The 16,750-nt window shown below is 51.0% G+C and carries 15 protein-coding genes; 5 read left to right on the forward strand and 10 right to left on the reverse strand.

What is annotated here, in order from left to right:
* The first annotated feature begins 83 nt into the window (after window positions 1–83).
* Entirely contained in the window at window positions 84–1,010 is a 927-nt protein-coding gene (gene rlmF / locus OGX92_RS14595; RefSeq protein ID WP_063940657.1) for a 23S rRNA (adenine(1618)-N(6))-methyltransferase RlmF, read from the forward strand.
* On the opposite strand, the gene ybiO is transcribed toward rlmF, so the two are convergent.
* The 6 genes from ybiO to rhtA form a co-directional block, all read right to left on the reverse strand.
* Window positions 1,007–3,244 (reverse strand): mechanosensitive channel protein, encoded by a 2,238-nt coding sequence (gene ybiO / locus OGX92_RS14600; RefSeq protein ID WP_286586710.1) that lies wholly within the window; start codon window positions 3,242–3,244, stop codon window positions 1,007–1,009. The genes rlmF and ybiO overlap by 4 nt on opposite strands.
* A gap of 118 nt (window positions 3,245–3,362) precedes the next feature.
* Entirely contained in the window at window positions 3,363–4,085 is a 723-nt protein-coding gene (glnQ, locus tag OGX92_RS14605; protein ID WP_003035246.1) for a glutamine ABC transporter ATP-binding protein GlnQ, read from the reverse strand.
* Complete coding sequence (gene glnP, locus OGX92_RS14610; protein ID WP_286586712.1) at window positions 4,082–4,741, reverse strand: glutamine ABC transporter permease GlnP; 660 nt, start codon at window positions 4,739–4,741, stop codon at window positions 4,082–4,084. The genes glnQ and glnP overlap by 4 nt, the downstream gene beginning before the upstream one ends.
* 137 nt (window positions 4,742–4,878) lie before the next feature.
* Complete coding sequence (glnH, locus tag OGX92_RS14615; protein ID WP_003035251.1) at window positions 4,879–5,625, reverse strand: glutamine ABC transporter substrate-binding protein GlnH; 747 nt, start codon at window positions 5,623–5,625, stop codon at window positions 4,879–4,881.
* A 365-nt stretch (window positions 5,626–5,990) separates the two neighbouring features.
* Window positions 5,991–6,494, reverse strand: a complete 504-nt coding sequence (gene dps, locus OGX92_RS14620) for a DNA starvation/stationary phase protection protein Dps (protein ID WP_003035253.1) — start codon at window positions 6,492–6,494, stop codon at window positions 5,991–5,993.
* A 303-nt stretch (window positions 6,495–6,797) separates the two neighbouring features.
* Complete coding sequence (gene rhtA / locus OGX92_RS14625; RefSeq protein ID WP_003831578.1) at window positions 6,798–7,685, reverse strand: threonine/homoserine exporter RhtA; 888 nt, start codon at window positions 7,683–7,685, stop codon at window positions 6,798–6,800.
* A gap of 411 nt (window positions 7,686–8,096) precedes the next feature.
* Here rhtA and ompX point away from each other — a divergent pair, with 411 nt between their 5' ends.
* Window positions 8,097–8,612 (forward strand): outer membrane protein OmpX, encoded by a 516-nt coding sequence (gene ompX / locus OGX92_RS14630; protein WP_003831579.1) that lies wholly within the window; start codon window positions 8,097–8,099, stop codon window positions 8,610–8,612.
* A 120-nt stretch (window positions 8,613–8,732) separates the two neighbouring features.
* On the opposite strand, the gene OGX92_RS14635 is transcribed toward ompX, so the two are convergent.
* Together OGX92_RS14635 and mntS are read right to left on the reverse strand one after the other, a co-directional pair.
* On the reverse strand, window positions 8,733–10,313 hold the full coding sequence (locus OGX92_RS14635) for a phosphoethanolamine transferase (RefSeq protein ID WP_126318725.1): 1,581 nt from the start codon (window positions 10,311–10,313) through the stop codon (window positions 8,733–8,735).
* Window positions 10,314–10,589: 276 nt separating this feature from the next.
* Complete coding sequence (mntS, locus tag OGX92_RS14640) at window positions 10,590–10,718, reverse strand: manganase accumulation protein MntS (protein WP_003831584.1); 129 nt, start codon at window positions 10,716–10,718, stop codon at window positions 10,590–10,592.
* 186 nt (window positions 10,719–10,904) lie between these two features.
* Here mntS and mntR point away from each other — a divergent pair, with 186 nt between their 5' ends.
* The gene (gene mntR / locus OGX92_RS14645) at window positions 10,905–11,378 is read left to right on the forward strand and encodes a manganese-binding transcriptional regulator MntR (protein WP_003831586.1); all 474 of its coding nucleotides are present in this window, start codon (window positions 10,905–10,907) and stop codon (window positions 11,376–11,378) included.
* Entirely contained in the window at window positions 11,375–12,484 is a 1,110-nt protein-coding gene (locus tag OGX92_RS14650; protein WP_286586714.1) for an anion transporter, read from the forward strand. The genes mntR and OGX92_RS14650 overlap by 4 nt, the downstream gene beginning before the upstream one ends.
* Window positions 12,485–12,578: 94 nt before the next feature.
* Here the strand turns inward: OGX92_RS14650 and ldtB are convergent, their stop codons facing one another.
* Entirely contained in the window at window positions 12,579–13,499 is a 921-nt protein-coding gene (ldtB, locus tag OGX92_RS14655) for a L,D-transpeptidase (protein WP_063940654.1), read from the reverse strand.
* Between the two features lie 228 nt (window positions 13,500–13,727).
* Between ldtB and OGX92_RS14660 the strand changes: the two genes are divergently transcribed.
* On the forward strand, window positions 13,728–15,320 hold the full coding sequence (locus OGX92_RS14660; RefSeq protein WP_032934551.1) for an ABC-F family ATPase: 1,593 nt from the start codon (window positions 13,728–13,730) through the stop codon (window positions 15,318–15,320).
* Window positions 15,321–15,398: 78 nt separating this feature from the next.
* Here OGX92_RS14660 and OGX92_RS14665 read toward each other — a convergent pair whose 3' ends face one another.
* Entirely contained in the window at window positions 15,399–16,661 is a 1,263-nt protein-coding gene (locus OGX92_RS14665; RefSeq protein ID WP_286586715.1) for a DUF1479 domain-containing protein, read from the reverse strand.
* Window positions 16,662–16,750 lie beyond the last annotated feature (89 nt).

Below are 16,750 nucleotides of genomic sequence, written 5' to 3' on the forward strand. Positions count from 1 at the left end.
TAAAAAATCAAATTTCCTTGTTGTGTGTGTTTACCGCGTGGCGTTATGCGGGTATCTTACGCCGCTGTTAAAAGGAGAATGCTATGTCCGCCCTGAAACCGGGATTACACCCACGCAACCGCCACAATGGCCGTTATGATCTTGCGACTTTATGCCAGGTTACGCCCGAGCTGACGCAATTTCTCACCCTCACGCCCGGCGGCGAGCAGAGTGTTGATTTCGCGAATCCGCAGGCAGTAAAGGCGCTCAATAAAGCACTACTGGCGCATTTTTATGCGGTGAAAAACTGGGATATTCCAGATGGTTTTTTGTGTCCGCCGGTGCCTGGTCGTGCTGACTACATACACCATTTGGCCGATCTGTTGAGTGAAACCAGCGGAACCATTCCGGCAAATGCGAGCGTGCTGGACGTGGGAGTTGGGGCAAACTGTATTTATCCACTGATCGGCGTGCATGAATATGGCTGGCGATTCACGGGTAGTGAAACCAGTAGCGAAGCATTTAACAGCGCTCAGGCGATCGTCAACGCCAATCCGGGATTAACCCGTGCTATTCGTCTGCGTCGCCAGAAAGATGCAACGGCAATCTTCAACGGCATCATTCACAAAAATGAGCAGTATGAAGCCACATTATGTAACCCGCCATTCCATGATTCTGCGGCCTCAGCCCGCGCCGGAAGCGAGCGCAAACGCCGTAATCTGGGACAGGACAAAGACGATGCGCTGAACTTTGGCGGACAGCAGCAGGAGTTGTGGTGTGAAGGCGGTGAAGTGGCGTTCATCAAAAAAATGATCGCCGAAAGCCAGGCCTTTGGTCGCCAGGTGATGTGGTTTACCACGCTGGTTTCGCGCGGTGAGAACTTGCCTCCACTGTATCACGCGCTAACGGATGCGGGCGCGGTGAAAGTGGTTAAGAAAGAGATGGCCCAGGGGCAAAAGCAGAGCCGCTTTATTGCCTGGACCTTTATGGATAACGATCAGCGTCGTCGTTTTATGGCGCGTAAACGCTAAAGCGTTGGCTCGGTTGGCGGTAGCGGTTCGCTTGCAGCCGACGCAGGACCATTCCCTGGTGCAGGTAACACTTGATACGTCTGTACCGGGGCGCGTATGTTGGCCAGATCGAAGTATTTCTTCACCTGGCTGTCGAGCGCAAAACGTACCGTCCACTGCTTCAGCGGTAAGGTGGTAAACGAGACCCGTAGCGTGAATGCCGTATTGGTTAATCCTACAATCCCGGCAAACGACGGCTCGCCGATAATCAGCCCGCGAATATCATCTTTTTCCATCACCGCAGCAACTGCGTCTTTCAACGCCTGATTCGCTTTATCCGCATCCTCATGGCGGTCTACGTCGTAATTGGCGACGACCGATCCAATTCCACGCACAAAGTTGGCGAAGGTCGTAATCGATGACCAGGGAATGATATGGTACGCCCCGGTGTCCTGACGCACGCCCACAGAACGAATGGACATTCGTTCAACCGTACCGGTGAGTGGACCGATGGTCACCAGGTCGCCGGTGTTCATGCCATTTTCAAACTGAATAAAAATCCCGGTAATAATATCTTTTACCAGCGTTTGCGAGCCGAAAGAGATAGCCAACCCCAGCGCCCCGGCCCCGGCCAGCAATGGGGCGATATTAACGCCAATTTCCGACAGCACAATCATGATGGTGATCGTGCTGATGATCACCGCCAGCGCGTTGCGAAACAGCGTCAACAGGGTTCGGGTACGAGCGCTGGGTAGCGGGCGTCCGTGAATATCGGAAGCCAGACGATTTTCAATCAGGCTGGCAAGGATCGTCCAGCCGATGGCGGAGAAGAATAAAATCAGCGCGATACGGATCAGAATATCCACCGTTTTTTCTCCTGCGCCGTAATGCAGCCAGTTCCAGAAGTCGAACAATCCCCAGGCATTCAATAGCAGCATCACCGCAACGCACACCGTCAGGATCCTGGCCACGCTTAACGCCGTCGACAGCCAGCCATTCAGTCGTTTTTGTAATTCCGGATAGCTGCGCTGGGTGTGTGGCGAAAGGGTAATAGTTTTGGCTATCCAGCGGGAAAACATGCCGGAAACAAAGGCGGCAATTCCAATGATTACCAGGCTGCGCAGCGTAGCGCCCATCATGAATTTCAGGCTGTTGCCCGGATCAAACAGCGAAAAGAAAAACAGCACAATGAAGTAGGCGCTGGCCAGCCAGTGCCATACCAACGCAAAGGCACGGATAAACAGGCTGAAAAAAGCTAACGATCTTTCTGCCAGATTCTGTAAATGCAGCGTTATCTCTTTGTTGTTTCTGAAAATCAGGTACAGCGCCCATAGCGTGATACACAGCATGATGATGACGTTGGCCATCGCGCCGACCTGCACATTGACCTGATTGGAGATAATGGGAACGGCAACTATAAGCCCGTAACCAATCAAACTGCTTAATGAACTCAAACGCCGATTCCAGTAGCGCGCACCTGCATCCTGAATGTTAAACGGGCGTAGTTCAGCCACCGTTGGGCAAAATATCAGACGCAAAATGGCTTTGAAGAACTCAATCAGGGCAAAGGCATTGAGAAACAGGCTTTGCTGAAAGGCGATGGTGCGACTGCCGGCATTCATTCTGTCGCTCAGTATCTGCCCGACAAACAATGTCAGCGCCAGCAGAAGCAAATCAATAATGAATGCGCCAACGATCATCGCCGGAAGCTGCAGCCAGTTGCTGCGTTCGCGGTTTTTCCGCCGTGCCCATTGCCCCATTTTGCGATACAGAGGCAGCGCGCACAGGCGGATCAGCCAGTAAAACCCGAACACTGACGCCGCCAGCATTAAAAAATGAGTCAGGGCATTGGTGAACGTTTGCGAGTTAAAGGTCTTGTGCGGTGCATCGGTAATATTGCGATAAAGCTGGGCAAAGCGGCTGGAGAGCGCCTCACCGTAGTGCCGGGTGACATCCGTGACGTTTTCCAGTACCGTTTTTTCTTCCGTTAACGTGGGTGGGACAATGGTTGGCACCGGCTCAGCAGGGGGCGCAGTTGCCACTTTGCGTAATTGATCGATCAGTTCCTTCCGAGAGGTGTCATTTTCCAGCACATCAGCCAGTGCGCCGTAAGCCGCTTTCTTCTGTTCAACATCTGGCTCCTTTGCCGGGGCGGTTTGTGCGTTGGTTGACGTTGGCGTGGTGACGCCAGGTATCGTCACTGCTTGTGCCGGAAGACTCAACAGACAAACAAAGATGAACAGGATCCAGCGCATGACTCCTCCCATGAGAAAATAAATTCAAAAGGATAAGTATAGATGTCAGGGCGGGAGGGAATTGAAATGAGAGGATTCTGGTGAAAAACCTCCCTTCGGGCGAAGGGAGGTTGAGCTATCAGGAAACGTGCTGCAAGAATTCCTGTAAGCGTTGGCTGGGTGGATTTTCAATCAGGGCCTGCGGATTACCGTCTTCGGCAATTCGTCCCTTATCAATGAAAATCAGGCGTGAAGCCACTTTTTCGGCAAAGCCAATTTCGTGGGTCACAATCACCATGGTCATCCCTTCTTCCGCCAGGTCCTGCATAACTTTCAGAACTTCATGGCGCAGTTCCGGGTCGAGTGCTGAGGTTGGCTCATCAAACAGCATCATTTTCGGTTTTACCGCCAGCGCACGGGCGATAGCCACACGCTGTTGTTGACCGCCGGACAGTTCAGAAGGGTAGTGATGTGCACGTTCGGCCAGACCCACTTTTGCCAGCAGCTCTTTCGCCAGTTTCTCGGCCTGTTCTTTATTCGCCCCGCGTACGCGCTGCGGTCCAAACATGACGTTTTCCAGCGCCGTCAGATGTGGGAACAGGTAAAACTGCTGAAATACCATTCCGGCTTCCTGACGGATTAAGCGCTCGTCTACCTTCGGATCGTTTACTTTCAGACCGTCGACGATCAGATCGCCGGAGGTTATCTCTTCCAGCTTGTTAATGCAGCGCAGCAGGGTAGATTTACCGGATCCTGACGGCCCGATAATCACCACGACTTCACCCTGCTGAATGTTCAGGTCAATATTGTGCAGCACCTGGGTTGGACCAAAGTGCTTAGAAACGTTTTTAAATTCAATCACAGGATTCTCATCCTTCTTTCCAGACGACGCAGAATGAAGCTCAGCACCAGCGTAATGATCAGATAGAACACCGCAACGGCGCTCCAGATTTCCAGTGCGCGGAAGTTACCGGCAATGATTTCCTGGCCCTGACGGGTCAGTTCAGCGACGCCAATGACAATAAACAGCGAGGTATCTTTAATGCTGATGATCCACTGGTTGCCCAGCGGCGGCAGCATACGACGCAGTGCGAGAGGTAAAATAACGTGGCGGATAGTCTCTGTGCGTGAAAGTCCAAGCGCCAAACCGGCTTCGCTGAACCCTTTATGGATTGAGAGTACCGCACCGCGGGTGATTTCCGCAATATAGGCCCCGGAGTTGATCATGATGGTGACAACGGCGGCGCTAAAGGGGTCAATGCGTAAATCGTTAAATGCCATTGGCAGAGCGAAGTAAATAAACATTACCTGCACAACGATTGGCGTACCGCGAATGACTTCGATAAACACCAGCGCTACGTGGTTGGCGATCCAACCGCCGAAAGTGCGCGCAAACCCTGCTGCAAGTCCGATTATCAGACCGCCAGCCAGACCGAGGACCGAGATCCACAGGGTCATTTTGGCGCCTTCAATCAAAAGCGGGATGGCGGGCCAGATGGCACTCCAGTCAAACTGCATATGTCGTTCCTGTTACCGTGGTGTAAATATTCAAATGCCCGTTTTGCCGGATGTGCTGTGCTTATCCGGCCTACAGGTCTCAAAAATCCAGGCGTAGGCCCGGTAAGCATCACGCTACCGGGCAACGCTGCCGGTTATTATTTAGGTTCAGTACCGAACCATTTTTTGTAGATTTCGTTGTAAGTACCGTTCTCTTTCAGCGTTTTCAGTGCGCCGTTCACTTTCTCACGCAGGTCGTCGCTGCCTTTCGGGAAGGCGATACCGTACTGCTGGGCTTCCAGCGATTCGCCTACAGCTTTGAACTGACCATTGCCAGCTGTTTTGATAAAGTAAAGAATGTTTGGTGTGTCGTGCAGTACAGCGTCTGCGCGGTTGGTGCCCAGTTCCATATATGCGTTATCTATATTCGGGAACTGACGCAGGTCTTTGGTTTTGATATTCGCTTTCGCGTAATCAACGGAACCGGTGCCACTCTTAACCGCAACGACTTTACCATCCAGATCTTTTACGCTTTTGACGTCGTTGTTATTCGCTTTCACCATCACTAACAGACCGCTTTTGTAGTAGCCGTCGGAGAAGTCGATCGCTTTTTTACGCTCATCGGTGATGGTGATACCTGCCAGTGCCAGGTCGATATTTTTGGTTTGCAGAGCCGGGATGATGCCGCTGAAATCCATTGGTTTCAGTTCATAATCCAGTTTCAGTTCTTTGGCCACGGCAGCCCACAGATCCACATCAAAACCAACGTATTTGTCACCCTGTTTGAATTCAAACGGTACAAACGCGGTGTCGGTTGCGACAACCAGTTTCTTGTCTGCGGCATGGGAGGACACCGCAAAAGCCAGGGTAAGTGCAGCCAGTGAAACTTTTAATACAGACTTCATAGGATTTCCTTTTATATCCACGGGGCGATCCCCTGCGAGAACATATGGCTTAATGAAAAAATCGTGCCAATTTTGCAACTCATTGTTTTAACAAGAGGGTGTCTCGTTTTGTTGCACAATAAGTAGGGCAAAGTGAGTAATCTGCACTGTTTTGGGGCACTCATTTGGTGCGAACCAGTCACGGTGCAAACGGTATGACTATTTAGCGTAAAAATTGTTGATAAAACAATCTTTCGTTAACGATTGTGTGAGGTGATTATTACAAATAATTTACTTTGGAGTGACGAATGATCAATGTTATGCACCATAGATGTGCAAAACCCCCGCCGGAGCGAGGGTTATATAGGTAATTCTTATGTCTGCTGTTACTCAATGTTGGCTTCGATAAACCACAGGAATTTATCGAGGTCGCGAGAAGCTGCGGTAAAGATATCCGCGGTATCTTCGTCTTTTGCTTCGCTGATAGCTTTACGTACGCTGTTTGCAACTACGGCATAACGTTCGGCCAGCTCTTTTAAGTGGTCCTGTACGCTATGGATATCCAGCGGGTAACTTTTCAGAGGCGTTTTGCTATTAATAACCTGAGTTGTGCCCAGTGCCACACCGCCCAACTGTACGGCGCGTTCAGCCATGGTGTCGAGGTGATCGGTCAAAGCTGTACGGAAGCCATCCAGCATTTCATGTACTGCAATGAAGTTTGCACCGCGCATGTTCCAGTGAGCCTGTTTGGTGATCAATGACAGGTCAATGAATTGGATTACTTGCTGATTCAGCAGTTCTACGGTCGCTTTCTTTTCGCTATCAGACACATCGTTGCGGGTATAAAGGAGGGCGGATGCTTTTGTTTTTACCAGTTTCGCGGTACTCATATTTTCATATCCTCTTGATATTTATGTCCCAACTCTTCAACGGAATTAAGTATAGCGCTAAATTTGGATTTTTGTTTCCGGTGTTGCCTATCACTTTAATAGCGAAGACGAGGGTAAATATAAAATATCAAATAAAATCAATGTAATGAGTGTTTTGTTACTTGTGTGGTGTTATTTTTATGTTAATTTTAAGATTAAATGAAATATGCGGATGAGAAAATTATATTTATTAGAATTATTATCACGCAGATTTACAATTGGATATTCTGCATGATTATGCAAACCATGCAGAATATTACGTGGTTAATTCACGTCGACTTGTTTTATTTGTGGCTCTTTACGAATAGTGAGCGTAGAGCCCATTGATGCGACAATAATGGCGCCCAGAGCGAACGTCTGGATAAGCGTCAGCGTTTCACCGAGGAAGATCATTCCGGAAATCGCGGCCAGCGCGGGTTCCATGCTCATCAATGTACCGAAAGTACGCGTAGGTAGGCGCGTTAACGCAATCATCTCCAGCGAATAGGGAAGCGCAGTAGAGAGGACTGCAATGGCCAGACCTAACGGCAAAATGGACCAGTGCCACAGGGCATCTCCGGCCTGGAGTGCGCCGATTGGTACAAATACCAGTGCTGCAATGAATGACCCTACCGCGACGGTCGCAGGACCGTGTTCCGCGCCGGCTCGCTGCCCGGTAAGAATATAGATGGCCCAGCAGGCACCAGCCCCCAGCGCCAGTGCAGCACCCGTTAAATCTACGTGAGAAACGTCCTGACCCAGAGGCAGCAGGAACCAAAGCCCGAGCACTGCCAACGCAACCCAAATGAAATCCACCGGGCGTCGGGATGAAAACAGCGCTACCGCGAGCGGGCCGGTAAATTCCAGCGCCACGGCGATTCCCAGTGGGACGGTTTGGATTGACAGGTAGAAAAGGTAGTTCATCCCGCCCAGAGACAGGCCATAAAACAGTAGCGGCAGGCGTTGTTCTTTGGCGAATCGTAAACGCCAGGGCTTAAAGAAAGTGATAAGAATGAGCGTACCCAGCGCAAGGCGCAGCGCGGTAACGCCTGGCGCACCGACGAGTGGGAACAACGATTTTGCCAGTGATGCTCCGCTTTGAATGGAGGACATAGCAATAAGCAAAACCAAAATAGGCAACCAGACTGGCGCTTTACGTGACAACCCCGGCATCCTTTCTCCTGTCAAATGATGATTACACATCTCCATCTGTGCCACGCTTCAGCATTGTTACGACGCAGATGATTTTATGTATAGAAAAGTAAAACAGCGAGTGTAATGGAATTACGCTCAACTGGTTGAGTATTCGTTGAAAAAAAAATTGCTCAGTTCCGTACAATGGCATGAAAACGATGGATTAATAATCTGTGTGATTAGGAATGTTCTGGATGAATGTGCCATATTGTGCGCGCAATAATGGTATTTTCAATTGAAAAAGTGATGTTAATTGAAAGAGATAGCGGGTTTTTGAAATGTTCTGTTACATGAAAGACCCCGTTAGACATCGCGAATCGCAAAGAGTTTCCCATCAATTTTTGGTATATTTAAAACTTAAGATTTACTTGAAGCACATTTGAGGTGGTTATGAAAAAAATTGCATGTCTTTCAGCACTGGCCGCTGTTCTGGCTTTCTCCGCAGGTACTGCTGTAGCTGCTACTTCTACCGTTACCGGTGGTTACGCTCAGAGCGATGCTCAGGGCGCAGCGAACAAAATGAACGGTTTCAACCTGAAGTATCGCTACGAGCAGGACAACAACCCGCTGGGTGTTATCGGTTCCTTCACTTACACTGAAAAAGATCGTACCGATGCTTCTGGCGACTACAACAAAACCCAATACTACGGCATCACTGCTGGTCCGGCTTACCGTCTGAACGACTGGGCAAGCATCTACGGCGTTGTGGGTGTTGGTTACGGTAAATTCCAGAACGTAGAATCTTCGACTTACAACCACAGCACCAGCGACTACGGTTTCTCTTATGGTGCGGGCCTGCAGTTCAACCCGATCGAAAACGTTGCTCTGGACTTCTCCTACGAGCAGAGCCGTATTCGTAGCGTTGACGTTGGCACCTGGATTGCTGGCGTGGGTTACCGCTTCTAATCACTTCGGTGATATGAAAAATCCGCCTCTTGGGGCGGATTTTTTTTGTCTGTAATCCTGGAAGGAAGTTCGTTGTAGGCCGGATAAGACACAGTGCGTCTTATCCGGCCTACAAGCGTATTATTTGGTTGAGAAAATATCGGTACCCAGATGGTTGTAGTCCACCTTCTGCAGTTTGAAGTTGGTGATGTACACCGGCCCGGCTTTTTTCTCTGAGATAAAGCGGTAGCTGTTGGTGATTTCCTTTGCGCTGATCCCTGTCCACTGCGAGAAAAAACTGAGGAAATCATTGGCGGAGCGACGGGCTTTAATCACCCGATGCGCTTTATCATCGCTCGAAAGCACCATGAAAGGCACCTGGAAATTCTGCTGGAACTGATCGTCATGCGCCAGGTACTGCACCTCTTTTCCCCGCTCTTTAAACGCGAGGCCATGATCGGAGAAATAGACCATCGAGAAGCTATTACCGCTGTTACGTAACTGCTCGTAAAGCTGGCGCAGCAGGTCATCCGTCTGCGTCATGGTGTACAGATAACAAGATGTCTCTTTTGACTGGACGAAAGTCTCGTATTTACCCTGTGTTCGGTCACAGGCCTGCGGATGCGAGCCCATTAAATGCAGCACGATGAGCTGTGGCTGAGTGCGCTCGGTTGCCAGCACCTGGGCAGTCATCTTCAACAGCGCTTCGTCACGGGTGTTTTTATCCGCTTCGAAGTCGCCGCTTTTGAGGAACTGAACCTCATCAGCGCGCTTCGCAATGCTGGCGATGGCCGTATCGTATTCACCAATCTGTCCCTGATTGGAAAACCACCATGTCTGGAAGCCCGCACGGTTAGCCAGGGTGACAAAGTTATCCTGGAACTGGGGTTTATTATCCACTACCCGATTAAGCGTTAAGCCGAGCGATTTTTGCGTTGAACCGCTGGCAGCAATGTAATCCGCGAAGATATAGCCGTTAACGGAGCTGGCAAACGGGGTGTTATCCCAGTGACCGCCAAACGCGCCTAACGCATCGCGGCGGGCGCTTTCACCGATCACCACGACGTAGGTGTGATACTTCGGTTTAACGGCGGTTACCGTCCAGCTGTCTTTTACGCTCGACAGTTTCGCCATACGCTCTTGTTCGTCGAGCACTTCGTTGTTATTGACGATAACGTCCTTGGCGAAACGGAAAACCGGATAGCCAGTATCTTTCAGCTTGAACACGCCGCCCCAGGCCAGGTTTTGTACCGGGGTAACAAAGAATGCGACAACGCTGAACAGCAAACAAATGCTGTCGAACTTATTCCAGCTGCGCTGCTGCACATCTTTTTTACGGCGTACGGCGATAACGCCAAGGGCAAAAATAAACACTCCAACCAGATAACTGTACCAGGGGAAGATGGTCAGGATCTCGGTTGACTCTTCCATATTGGTTGAGTGCAGCGCCAGTAAGGTATTGAAGTTCGGTGAGCCGTAAGCCTGGCCGAACGGAAAATACATTGCCGCAACGAGTGAGCAAATGCCAATCAGTGCTTTCTGCGCGCGCGGCGCGCTACGCCACAGCAGCATCAATATACAGGTGAAAGCAACGCTATAGAGCAGGCTAAGTGGATAGCCCAGTGCAAGGTTGATCAGCAGAGACTGTAAGAAATAGAGGCCAGTCCACGGACTAATTGCCCGGCTACGAGCAATGATTGAATCTTTGAGGGTTAAATTCATATGCCACTGTTACAAAAACGCCATGTGCTTACCCTGGCGCTAAGGGTCATTGCCTGCCTGAGAGAGCGAGAAGAGGGATAGGGTCCGCATCCGCGAGCCGCAATATACGCAGGGCTGCGAAAAGATAGAGTGTGCGCAAGAGAAGGTCAACTACTACAAAGAAATTGTTTTGCGAGGGACGTGGCAAAACTGACAAAAAGAAGGGTTATTGAGACGAAAACCACCACCGTACCCGGATGACGGTAGGAAAATGAAGCGGCGTACCGCGACGCCGCATTATTTTTCTGAAGGTTTATCCTGCTCTGGTTTGCTGTTAATCATGTCACACAGCATAGAGATCAGCATCAACCGTACTTTAAAGGGAGAGTGGCTAAACACGCGTATACACCTCTTAAATTCATTCATGTAAACCTCCTGACTTCACGATCCCATCAGTCCTTGAGGGATGTCTTTATTATATACAGATATAGCACAGGCTATATTATATAGCTATTGCTAAAACGTTAATTTTTTGTGCCCACGCAACTCTGGTTTACAATGAGCGCTCTCTAATCAGATGCCGTTAACGCGTCACAGTAACGAGGAAGCAGAATGAGTCGTCGCGCAGGTATGCCAACAACAAAAAAAGTGACGCAATTGGTGAATGTCGAAGAACACGTTGAAGGATTTCGTCAGGTCCGGGAGGCGCATCGCCGCGAACTGATTGATGACTACGTAGAGCTGATTTCCGATCTCATTATTGAGGTGGGTGAAGCGCGCCAGGTGGATATGGCAGCGCGACTTGGGGTTTCTCAGCCGACGGTTGCTAAAATGCTTAAGCGCCTTGCTTCAGTCGGATTGATTGAAATGATTCCGTGGCGTGGGGTGTTTTTAACTGCAGAAGGTGAACGACTAGCCCAGGAGAGCCGGGAACGTCATCAGATTGTGGAAAATTTCCTGTTGATGTTAGGCATCAGCCCGGAAATTGCCCGTCGCGACGCGGAGGGGATGGAGCATCACGTCAGTAAGGAAACGCTGGAGGCTTTTAGCCGGTTTACGCAACAGCAAGGAACTGGCTCTGAATGAGTTTTCCTTTATTACGTGTCTTACAGCGCGATCGTTTTTTCCAGCTGTTAATCATCGTTGGGGTTGTACTGAGTCTGTTCACGCCATTTACGCCCCGGTCCTGGCCAGGGGCGATTGACTGGCACACGATTATCACGCTTAGCGGCTTGATGTTACTGACCAAAGGCGTAGAGCTAAGCGGTTATTTCGATGTGTTAGGGCGCAAGATGACCCGCCGCTTCAAAACAGAGCGCCAGCTGGCGATATTTATGGTGCTGGCGGCGGCGTTGTTGTCGACGTTTCTGACCAACGACGTTGCATTGTTTATTGTTGTTCCGCTAACCATCACGCTGAAAAAATTATGTGCCATTCCGGTGAATCGCCTGATTATCTTTGAGGCGCTGGCGGTAAATGCCGGCTCGTTGCTCACGCCAATAGGCAATCCACAAAACATTCTGATGTGGGGACGCTCAGGCTTATCGTTTACCGCGTTTACCTGGCAAATGGCGCCGCTTGCAGGGGCCATGATGCTGACGCTGGTGGTGCTGTGCTGGTTCAGTTTCCCGCCTAAAGCGTTGCACTATCATACCGGTACGCGCGCACCTGACTGGCAACCACGCCTGGTATGGAGCTGTCTGGCGCTGTATATCGTCTTCCTTGCGGCGCTGGAGTTAAAGCAAGAGCTGTGGGGTCTGGCGATTGTGGCGGCAGGGTTCATGGTGCTGGCGCGTCGCGTGATCCTCAGCGTGGACTGGACGTTGCTGTTAGTGTTTATGGCGATGTTCATTGATGTGCATTTGCTGACGCAGCTCCCGGCCTTGCAGGGGATTACCCACCAGATTGGCACGCTCTCAGCACCGGGACTTTGGTTAACGGCTATTGGCTTGTCGCAGTTTATCAGTAATGTGCCCAGTACGATTTTGCTGCTGAACTATGTCCCGCCGACGCTGCTGCTGGCCTGGGCGGTTAATGTGGGCGGCTTTGGGCTGTTGCCGGGATCGCTGGCGAATCTCATTGCGTTACGGATGGCAAACGACCGACGGATCTGGTGGCGTTTTCATTGGTATTCGGTACCGATGCTGATATGGGCGGCGCTGGTGGGGTATGGTTTGCTGCTGTTGATGTAATTGATGTGGTGTGCCGGATGGCGGCTGGCGCCTAATCCGGCCTACTGCGTTGGTAGGCCCGATAAGCGTAGCGCCATCGGGCATATATAGCAGATTAGTTCAGACGAACCGGCATACCTGAACGGTTCTGTACCGCCTGCTCAACGACGGCCTGATCGACGTCAGACTGGCCGGTGATGCTGGTAATGCTCTTGGTCAGGGTAATCGGTACGATTTCTCCGCCTTCGAACTGTGCTTCAGTCGTAGACAGTGGGTTATGTACTTCGATGTAACGGCTGCCGTCTGGTTCGGTAGTGGCTTTTACCGGCTCATCGATAAACTGTACGCGGGTGCCGACTGGCACATTTTCAAACAGGAATTTGATGTCGTCGTTACGCAGACGCACGCAACCGTGGCTGACGCGTAAGCCGACGCCGAAGTTAGCATTGGTGCCATGGATGGCATACAGGCGACCGATATACAGCGCGTACAGACCCATCGGGTTATCCGGACCCGCCGGAACAACGGCTGGCAGCGGCTCGCCTGCAGCGCGGTATTCCGCATGCATTTTCGCCGTTGGCGTCCAGGTTGGGCCCGCTTTTTTACGTTCTACTTTGGTGGTCCAGTTGATTGGCGTGTCTTTGCCCAGCTGGCCGATACCGATCGGCAGAACAATTACGGTGTTGGTGCCTTTCGGGTAGTAGTACAGACGCATTTCAGCGCTGTTGATAACAATACCTTCATGCACAGTATCCGGCAGGATCAACTGCTGAGGAATGTTCAGCACGGTGCCGCCTTTCGGCAGGAAGGTATCCACGCCCGGGTTGGCTTCCAGCATGTTAGACAGACCCATCTGGTACTCTGCCGCATAGTATTCCAGCGGCTGGGTGTTGCCTTCAGGAATGGTGATAACCTGGTTTTGGCCAATTAAACGACTACCATCGGTAGGCAGCGGGTACGTGACGGCTGAAGCAGTGTTACAAAAACCAACTACCGCGAGCGCCGCCGCGAAAAGCGTTGTCAATTTCATATTCATTTTTGCGAGATTCTGAAGCCAAGCAGGCTAGTGGGTTGAGATTTATGTAGTGTTGGGCACGCATTATATGTGCATTCTGAGCAACAAGGAATTCGGATGTGTACTAAATCACATTTTTTTCCTTTTGCTTTCACTTTATCTGCGCAGCATGAACGGCGCGATCTTATTGCAGACTTATGGCATAATAAGCGGTTTGTCACATATTTCTTTCTCTTTCAGGATACGCCTGTGTTAGTTTCCAGCAACGTCACTATGCAGTTCGGCAGTAAGCCGCTGTTTGAAAATATTTCCGTCAAGTTTGGCGGCGGCAATCGTTACGGCCTGATTGGCGCGAACGGTAGCGGTAAATCCACCTTTATGAAAATTCTCGGCGGCGACCTCGAACCGACGCTGGGTAACGTTTCACTCGATCCGAACGAGCGCATCGGTAAGCTGCGTCAGGATCAGTTCGCCTTTGAAGAGTTCACCGTGCTTGACACCGTTATTATGGGTCATGCTGAACTGTGGGAAGTGAAGCAGGAGCGCGATCGTATCTACGGCCTGGCCGAGATGAGCGAAGAAGACGGTTATAAAGTGGCTGACCTCGAAGTTCAGTATGGCGAAATGGACGGCTACTCTGCGGAAGCGCGTGCGGGTGAACTGCTGCTGGGCGTAGGCATTCCGGTAGAACAGCATTACGGCCCGATGAGCGAAGTCGCGCCCGGCTGGAAGCTGCGTGTGCTTCTGGCGCAGGCGCTGTTCTCTAACCCGGACATTCTGCTGCTCGACGAACCAACGAACAACCTGGATATCGACACTATCCGCTGGCTGGAGCAGACGCTGAACGAGCGTGACAGCACCATGATTATCATTTCGCACGACCGTCACTTCCTGAACATGGTCTGTACGCACATGGCGGATCTGGACTACGGCGAACTGCGTGTTTATCCGGGTAACTACGACGAATACATGACGGCGGCAACCCAGGCGCGTGAACGTCTGCTGGCCGATAACGCCAAGAAGAAAGCACAGATTGCCGATCTGCAATCCTTCGTCAGCCGCTTTAGCGCCAACGCGTCTAAATCTCGACAGGCGACTTCTCGTGCGCGTCAGATTGATAAGATTAAGCTCGACGAAGTGAAAGCGTCCAGCCGTCAGAACCCGTTTATCCGCTTCGAACAGGATAAGAAACTGTTCCGTAACGCGCTGGAAGTGGAAGCGCTGGCGAAAGGTTTTGATGAAGGCCCGCTGTTTAAAAACTTCAACCTGCTGCTGGAAGTAGGGGAGAAGGTTGCCATCATTGGTGCCAACGGCGTGGGTAAATCCACTATGCTGAAAACGTTGGTTGGCGACTTGCAGCCGGACAACGGTACCGTTAAGTGGTCTGAGAACGCCCAGGTCGGTTACTACGCACAGGATCATGAATACGAGTTCGAAAACGATCTGACTGTTTTCGAATGGATGAGCCAGTGGAAACAAGAAGGCGATGATGAGCAGGTAGTACGTAGCTTCCTTGGCCGTCTGCTGTTCAGCCAGGACGATATCAAGAAACCTGCGAAAGTGCTCTCCGGTGGTGAAAAAGGACGCATGCTGTTCGGTAAACTGATGATGCAGAAACCGAATATCCTGGTTATGGATGAACCGACCAACCACCTGGATATGGAATCTATCGAGTCGCTGAACATGGCGCTGGAAATGTACCAGGGCACGCTGATCTTCGTTTCTCACGACCGTGAGTTCGTCAGCTCGCTGGCAACCCGCGTGATTGAAATTACGCCAGAACGTGTAATTGACTTCACCGGTAACTACGAAGATTACCTGCGTAGCAAAGGCGTCGAATAATTATCCCGTCGTTCTCGTGTTACAGGTGTGATGGTTGCACCTGTAACACGGGATACTTAGGGATAAGGGTATATAAAATTAAACAATCCCCAGCGCGCGTTTACCGTGGATATTCAAATCCTCCAGCGTGAAGCGTCCTTCCCAGTTAGTTTCATAATCCTCCCGTGGAAAATCACCCGGCGACGCACCCTTTTCCAGCGCGACCTTCACTTTGTGGGCGTAGGCCAGATTCTTTTCGCACATCGGTGCGGCAGGAATGTACATCACGTTACCCCAACCCTGCTGATTTTCCACCGGTGCGACGGAGTGAATCACATCACAATGCCACCAGACGGAGTCCCCGGCGTCCAGTTGTGGAATGCTGGTTAGCGCTTCAATCAGCAGCGGATGCCATTGCGTGGAAATCGGCAGCACCCGGCCGGGCGCGACGCCGCAAAGTTCATCTTCTGGCACATCGTCAAGCAATGGGCGTAACAGTACATACGCCATCGCTTCAGGGATCGGGACCACATGCAACAATCCCTGACCTGGCAGCATATCGGACAGTGCAGTCCAGCCCTGGAAGGTACGGAATACCGAACATTTGGTGGTGTTATCCACCGTGTACTCTTCTACCTCGGTGCGATGCGCCGCCTGCCACGGATCGTAATCTTCCAGCTTGCCATTGAATACATGAGCAAAGACCTGCTGATATGCCGGAAGAAGCCAGCGTTCCAGCGCGCCGGAATCCGTATGCGCGCCCAGCCCTTTGGACGTGGTTCCCGGCGGTCGACGGCGAATGCGGTCAGGGTAAATAACGCTGACATCCGGGTTAAACCATTGTTTACCTTCGCTTGTAAAGGTCCACAAACGATTGAGAAACGACTGTGCATTGGTCATTTCTTCACTCTGGCGGGCCTGCATCTGCGCCTGGGACCAGTAGATGGGGTAGATTTCAGGTCGTGATGCGCTCAGGGTACCGAAGAAATTATCGCCTGGTCCTTTATAGACGTCGTCAAAGTGGTTGCGGTCCAGATAGTCCAGCATTGAGCTGTCCCAGCCGAGAGCCTGTTCGCGAGGGAAATGACCTTTAATAACCGCGCATCCGCGACGCTTAATTTCTTCACGCTGCTCTGCATTTACGTGGCCAGCTTTGATATCTGCATAAGATATCACTGGCCACACCGGGGCTCCCTGTGCTTTGAGGGCGTTGATTTCTGCCACGCGGGCGGCGATAGCGTCGCTCAACTGATTGAAGATCAACTGAACATCCCCAAGCTGTGCCCGCAGTTGCCGTTTCATCTGCCGGATTGCCGCTTTGTGATCGGCGGGCAGCGTGTCGCTGGTAAAAGTAAAAGCCATATCCACCTCGCATTAGCTTTCATTCGAAACAAAAGTAACTTACAGATGATAATATAAGTTAAAATTTAGTTAACGCAAGTTTAAAACTT

This window comes from Citrobacter sp. Cpo089 (assembly GCF_030332695.1).
In the GTDB taxonomy this organism is placed as follows: Bacteria; Pseudomonadota; Gammaproteobacteria; order Enterobacterales; family Enterobacteriaceae; genus Citrobacter; species Citrobacter portucalensis.

Coding starts and splice junctions, on each gene's coding strand:
- rlmF (WP_063940657.1), top strand. CDS start 84: ATGTCCGCCCTGAAACCGGGATTACACCCACGCAACCGCCACAATGGC.
- ybiO (WP_286586710.1), bottom strand. CDS start 3,244: ATGCGCTGGATCCTGTTCATCTTTGTTTGTCTGTTGAGTCTTCCGGCA.
- glnP (WP_286586712.1), bottom strand. CDS start 4,741: ATGCAGTTTGACTGGAGTGCCATCTGGCCCGCCATCCCGCTTTTGATT.
- glnH (WP_003035251.1), bottom strand. CDS start 5,625: ATGAAGTCTGTATTAAAAGTTTCACTGGCTGCACTTACCCTGGCTTTT.
- dps (WP_003035253.1), bottom strand. CDS start 6,494: ATGAGTACCGCGAAACTGGTAAAAACAAAAGCATCCGCCCTCCTTTAT.
- rhtA (WP_003831578.1), bottom strand. CDS start 7,685: ATGCCGGGGTTGTCACGTAAAGCGCCAGTCTGGTTGCCTATTTTGGTT.
- ompX (WP_003831579.1), top strand. CDS start 8,097: ATGAAAAAAATTGCATGTCTTTCAGCACTGGCCGCTGTTCTGGCTTTC.
- OGX92_RS14635 (WP_126318725.1), bottom strand. CDS start 10,313: ATGAATTTAACCCTCAAAGATTCAATCATTGCTCGTAGCCGGGCAATT.
- mntS (WP_003831584.1), bottom strand. CDS start 10,718: ATGAATGAATTTAAGAGGTGTATACGCGTGTTTAGCCACTCTCCCTTT.
- mntR (WP_003831586.1), top strand. CDS start 10,905: ATGAGTCGTCGCGCAGGTATGCCAACAACAAAAAAAGTGACGCAATTG.
- OGX92_RS14650 (WP_286586714.1), top strand. CDS start 11,375: ATGAGTTTTCCTTTATTACGTGTCTTACAGCGCGATCGTTTTTTCCAG.
- ldtB (WP_063940654.1), bottom strand. CDS start 13,499: ATGAATATGAAATTGACAACGCTTTTCGCGGCGGCGCTCGCGGTAGTT.
- OGX92_RS14665 (WP_286586715.1), bottom strand. CDS start 16,661: ATGGCTTTTACTTTTACCAGCGACACGCTGCCCGCCGATCACAAAGCG.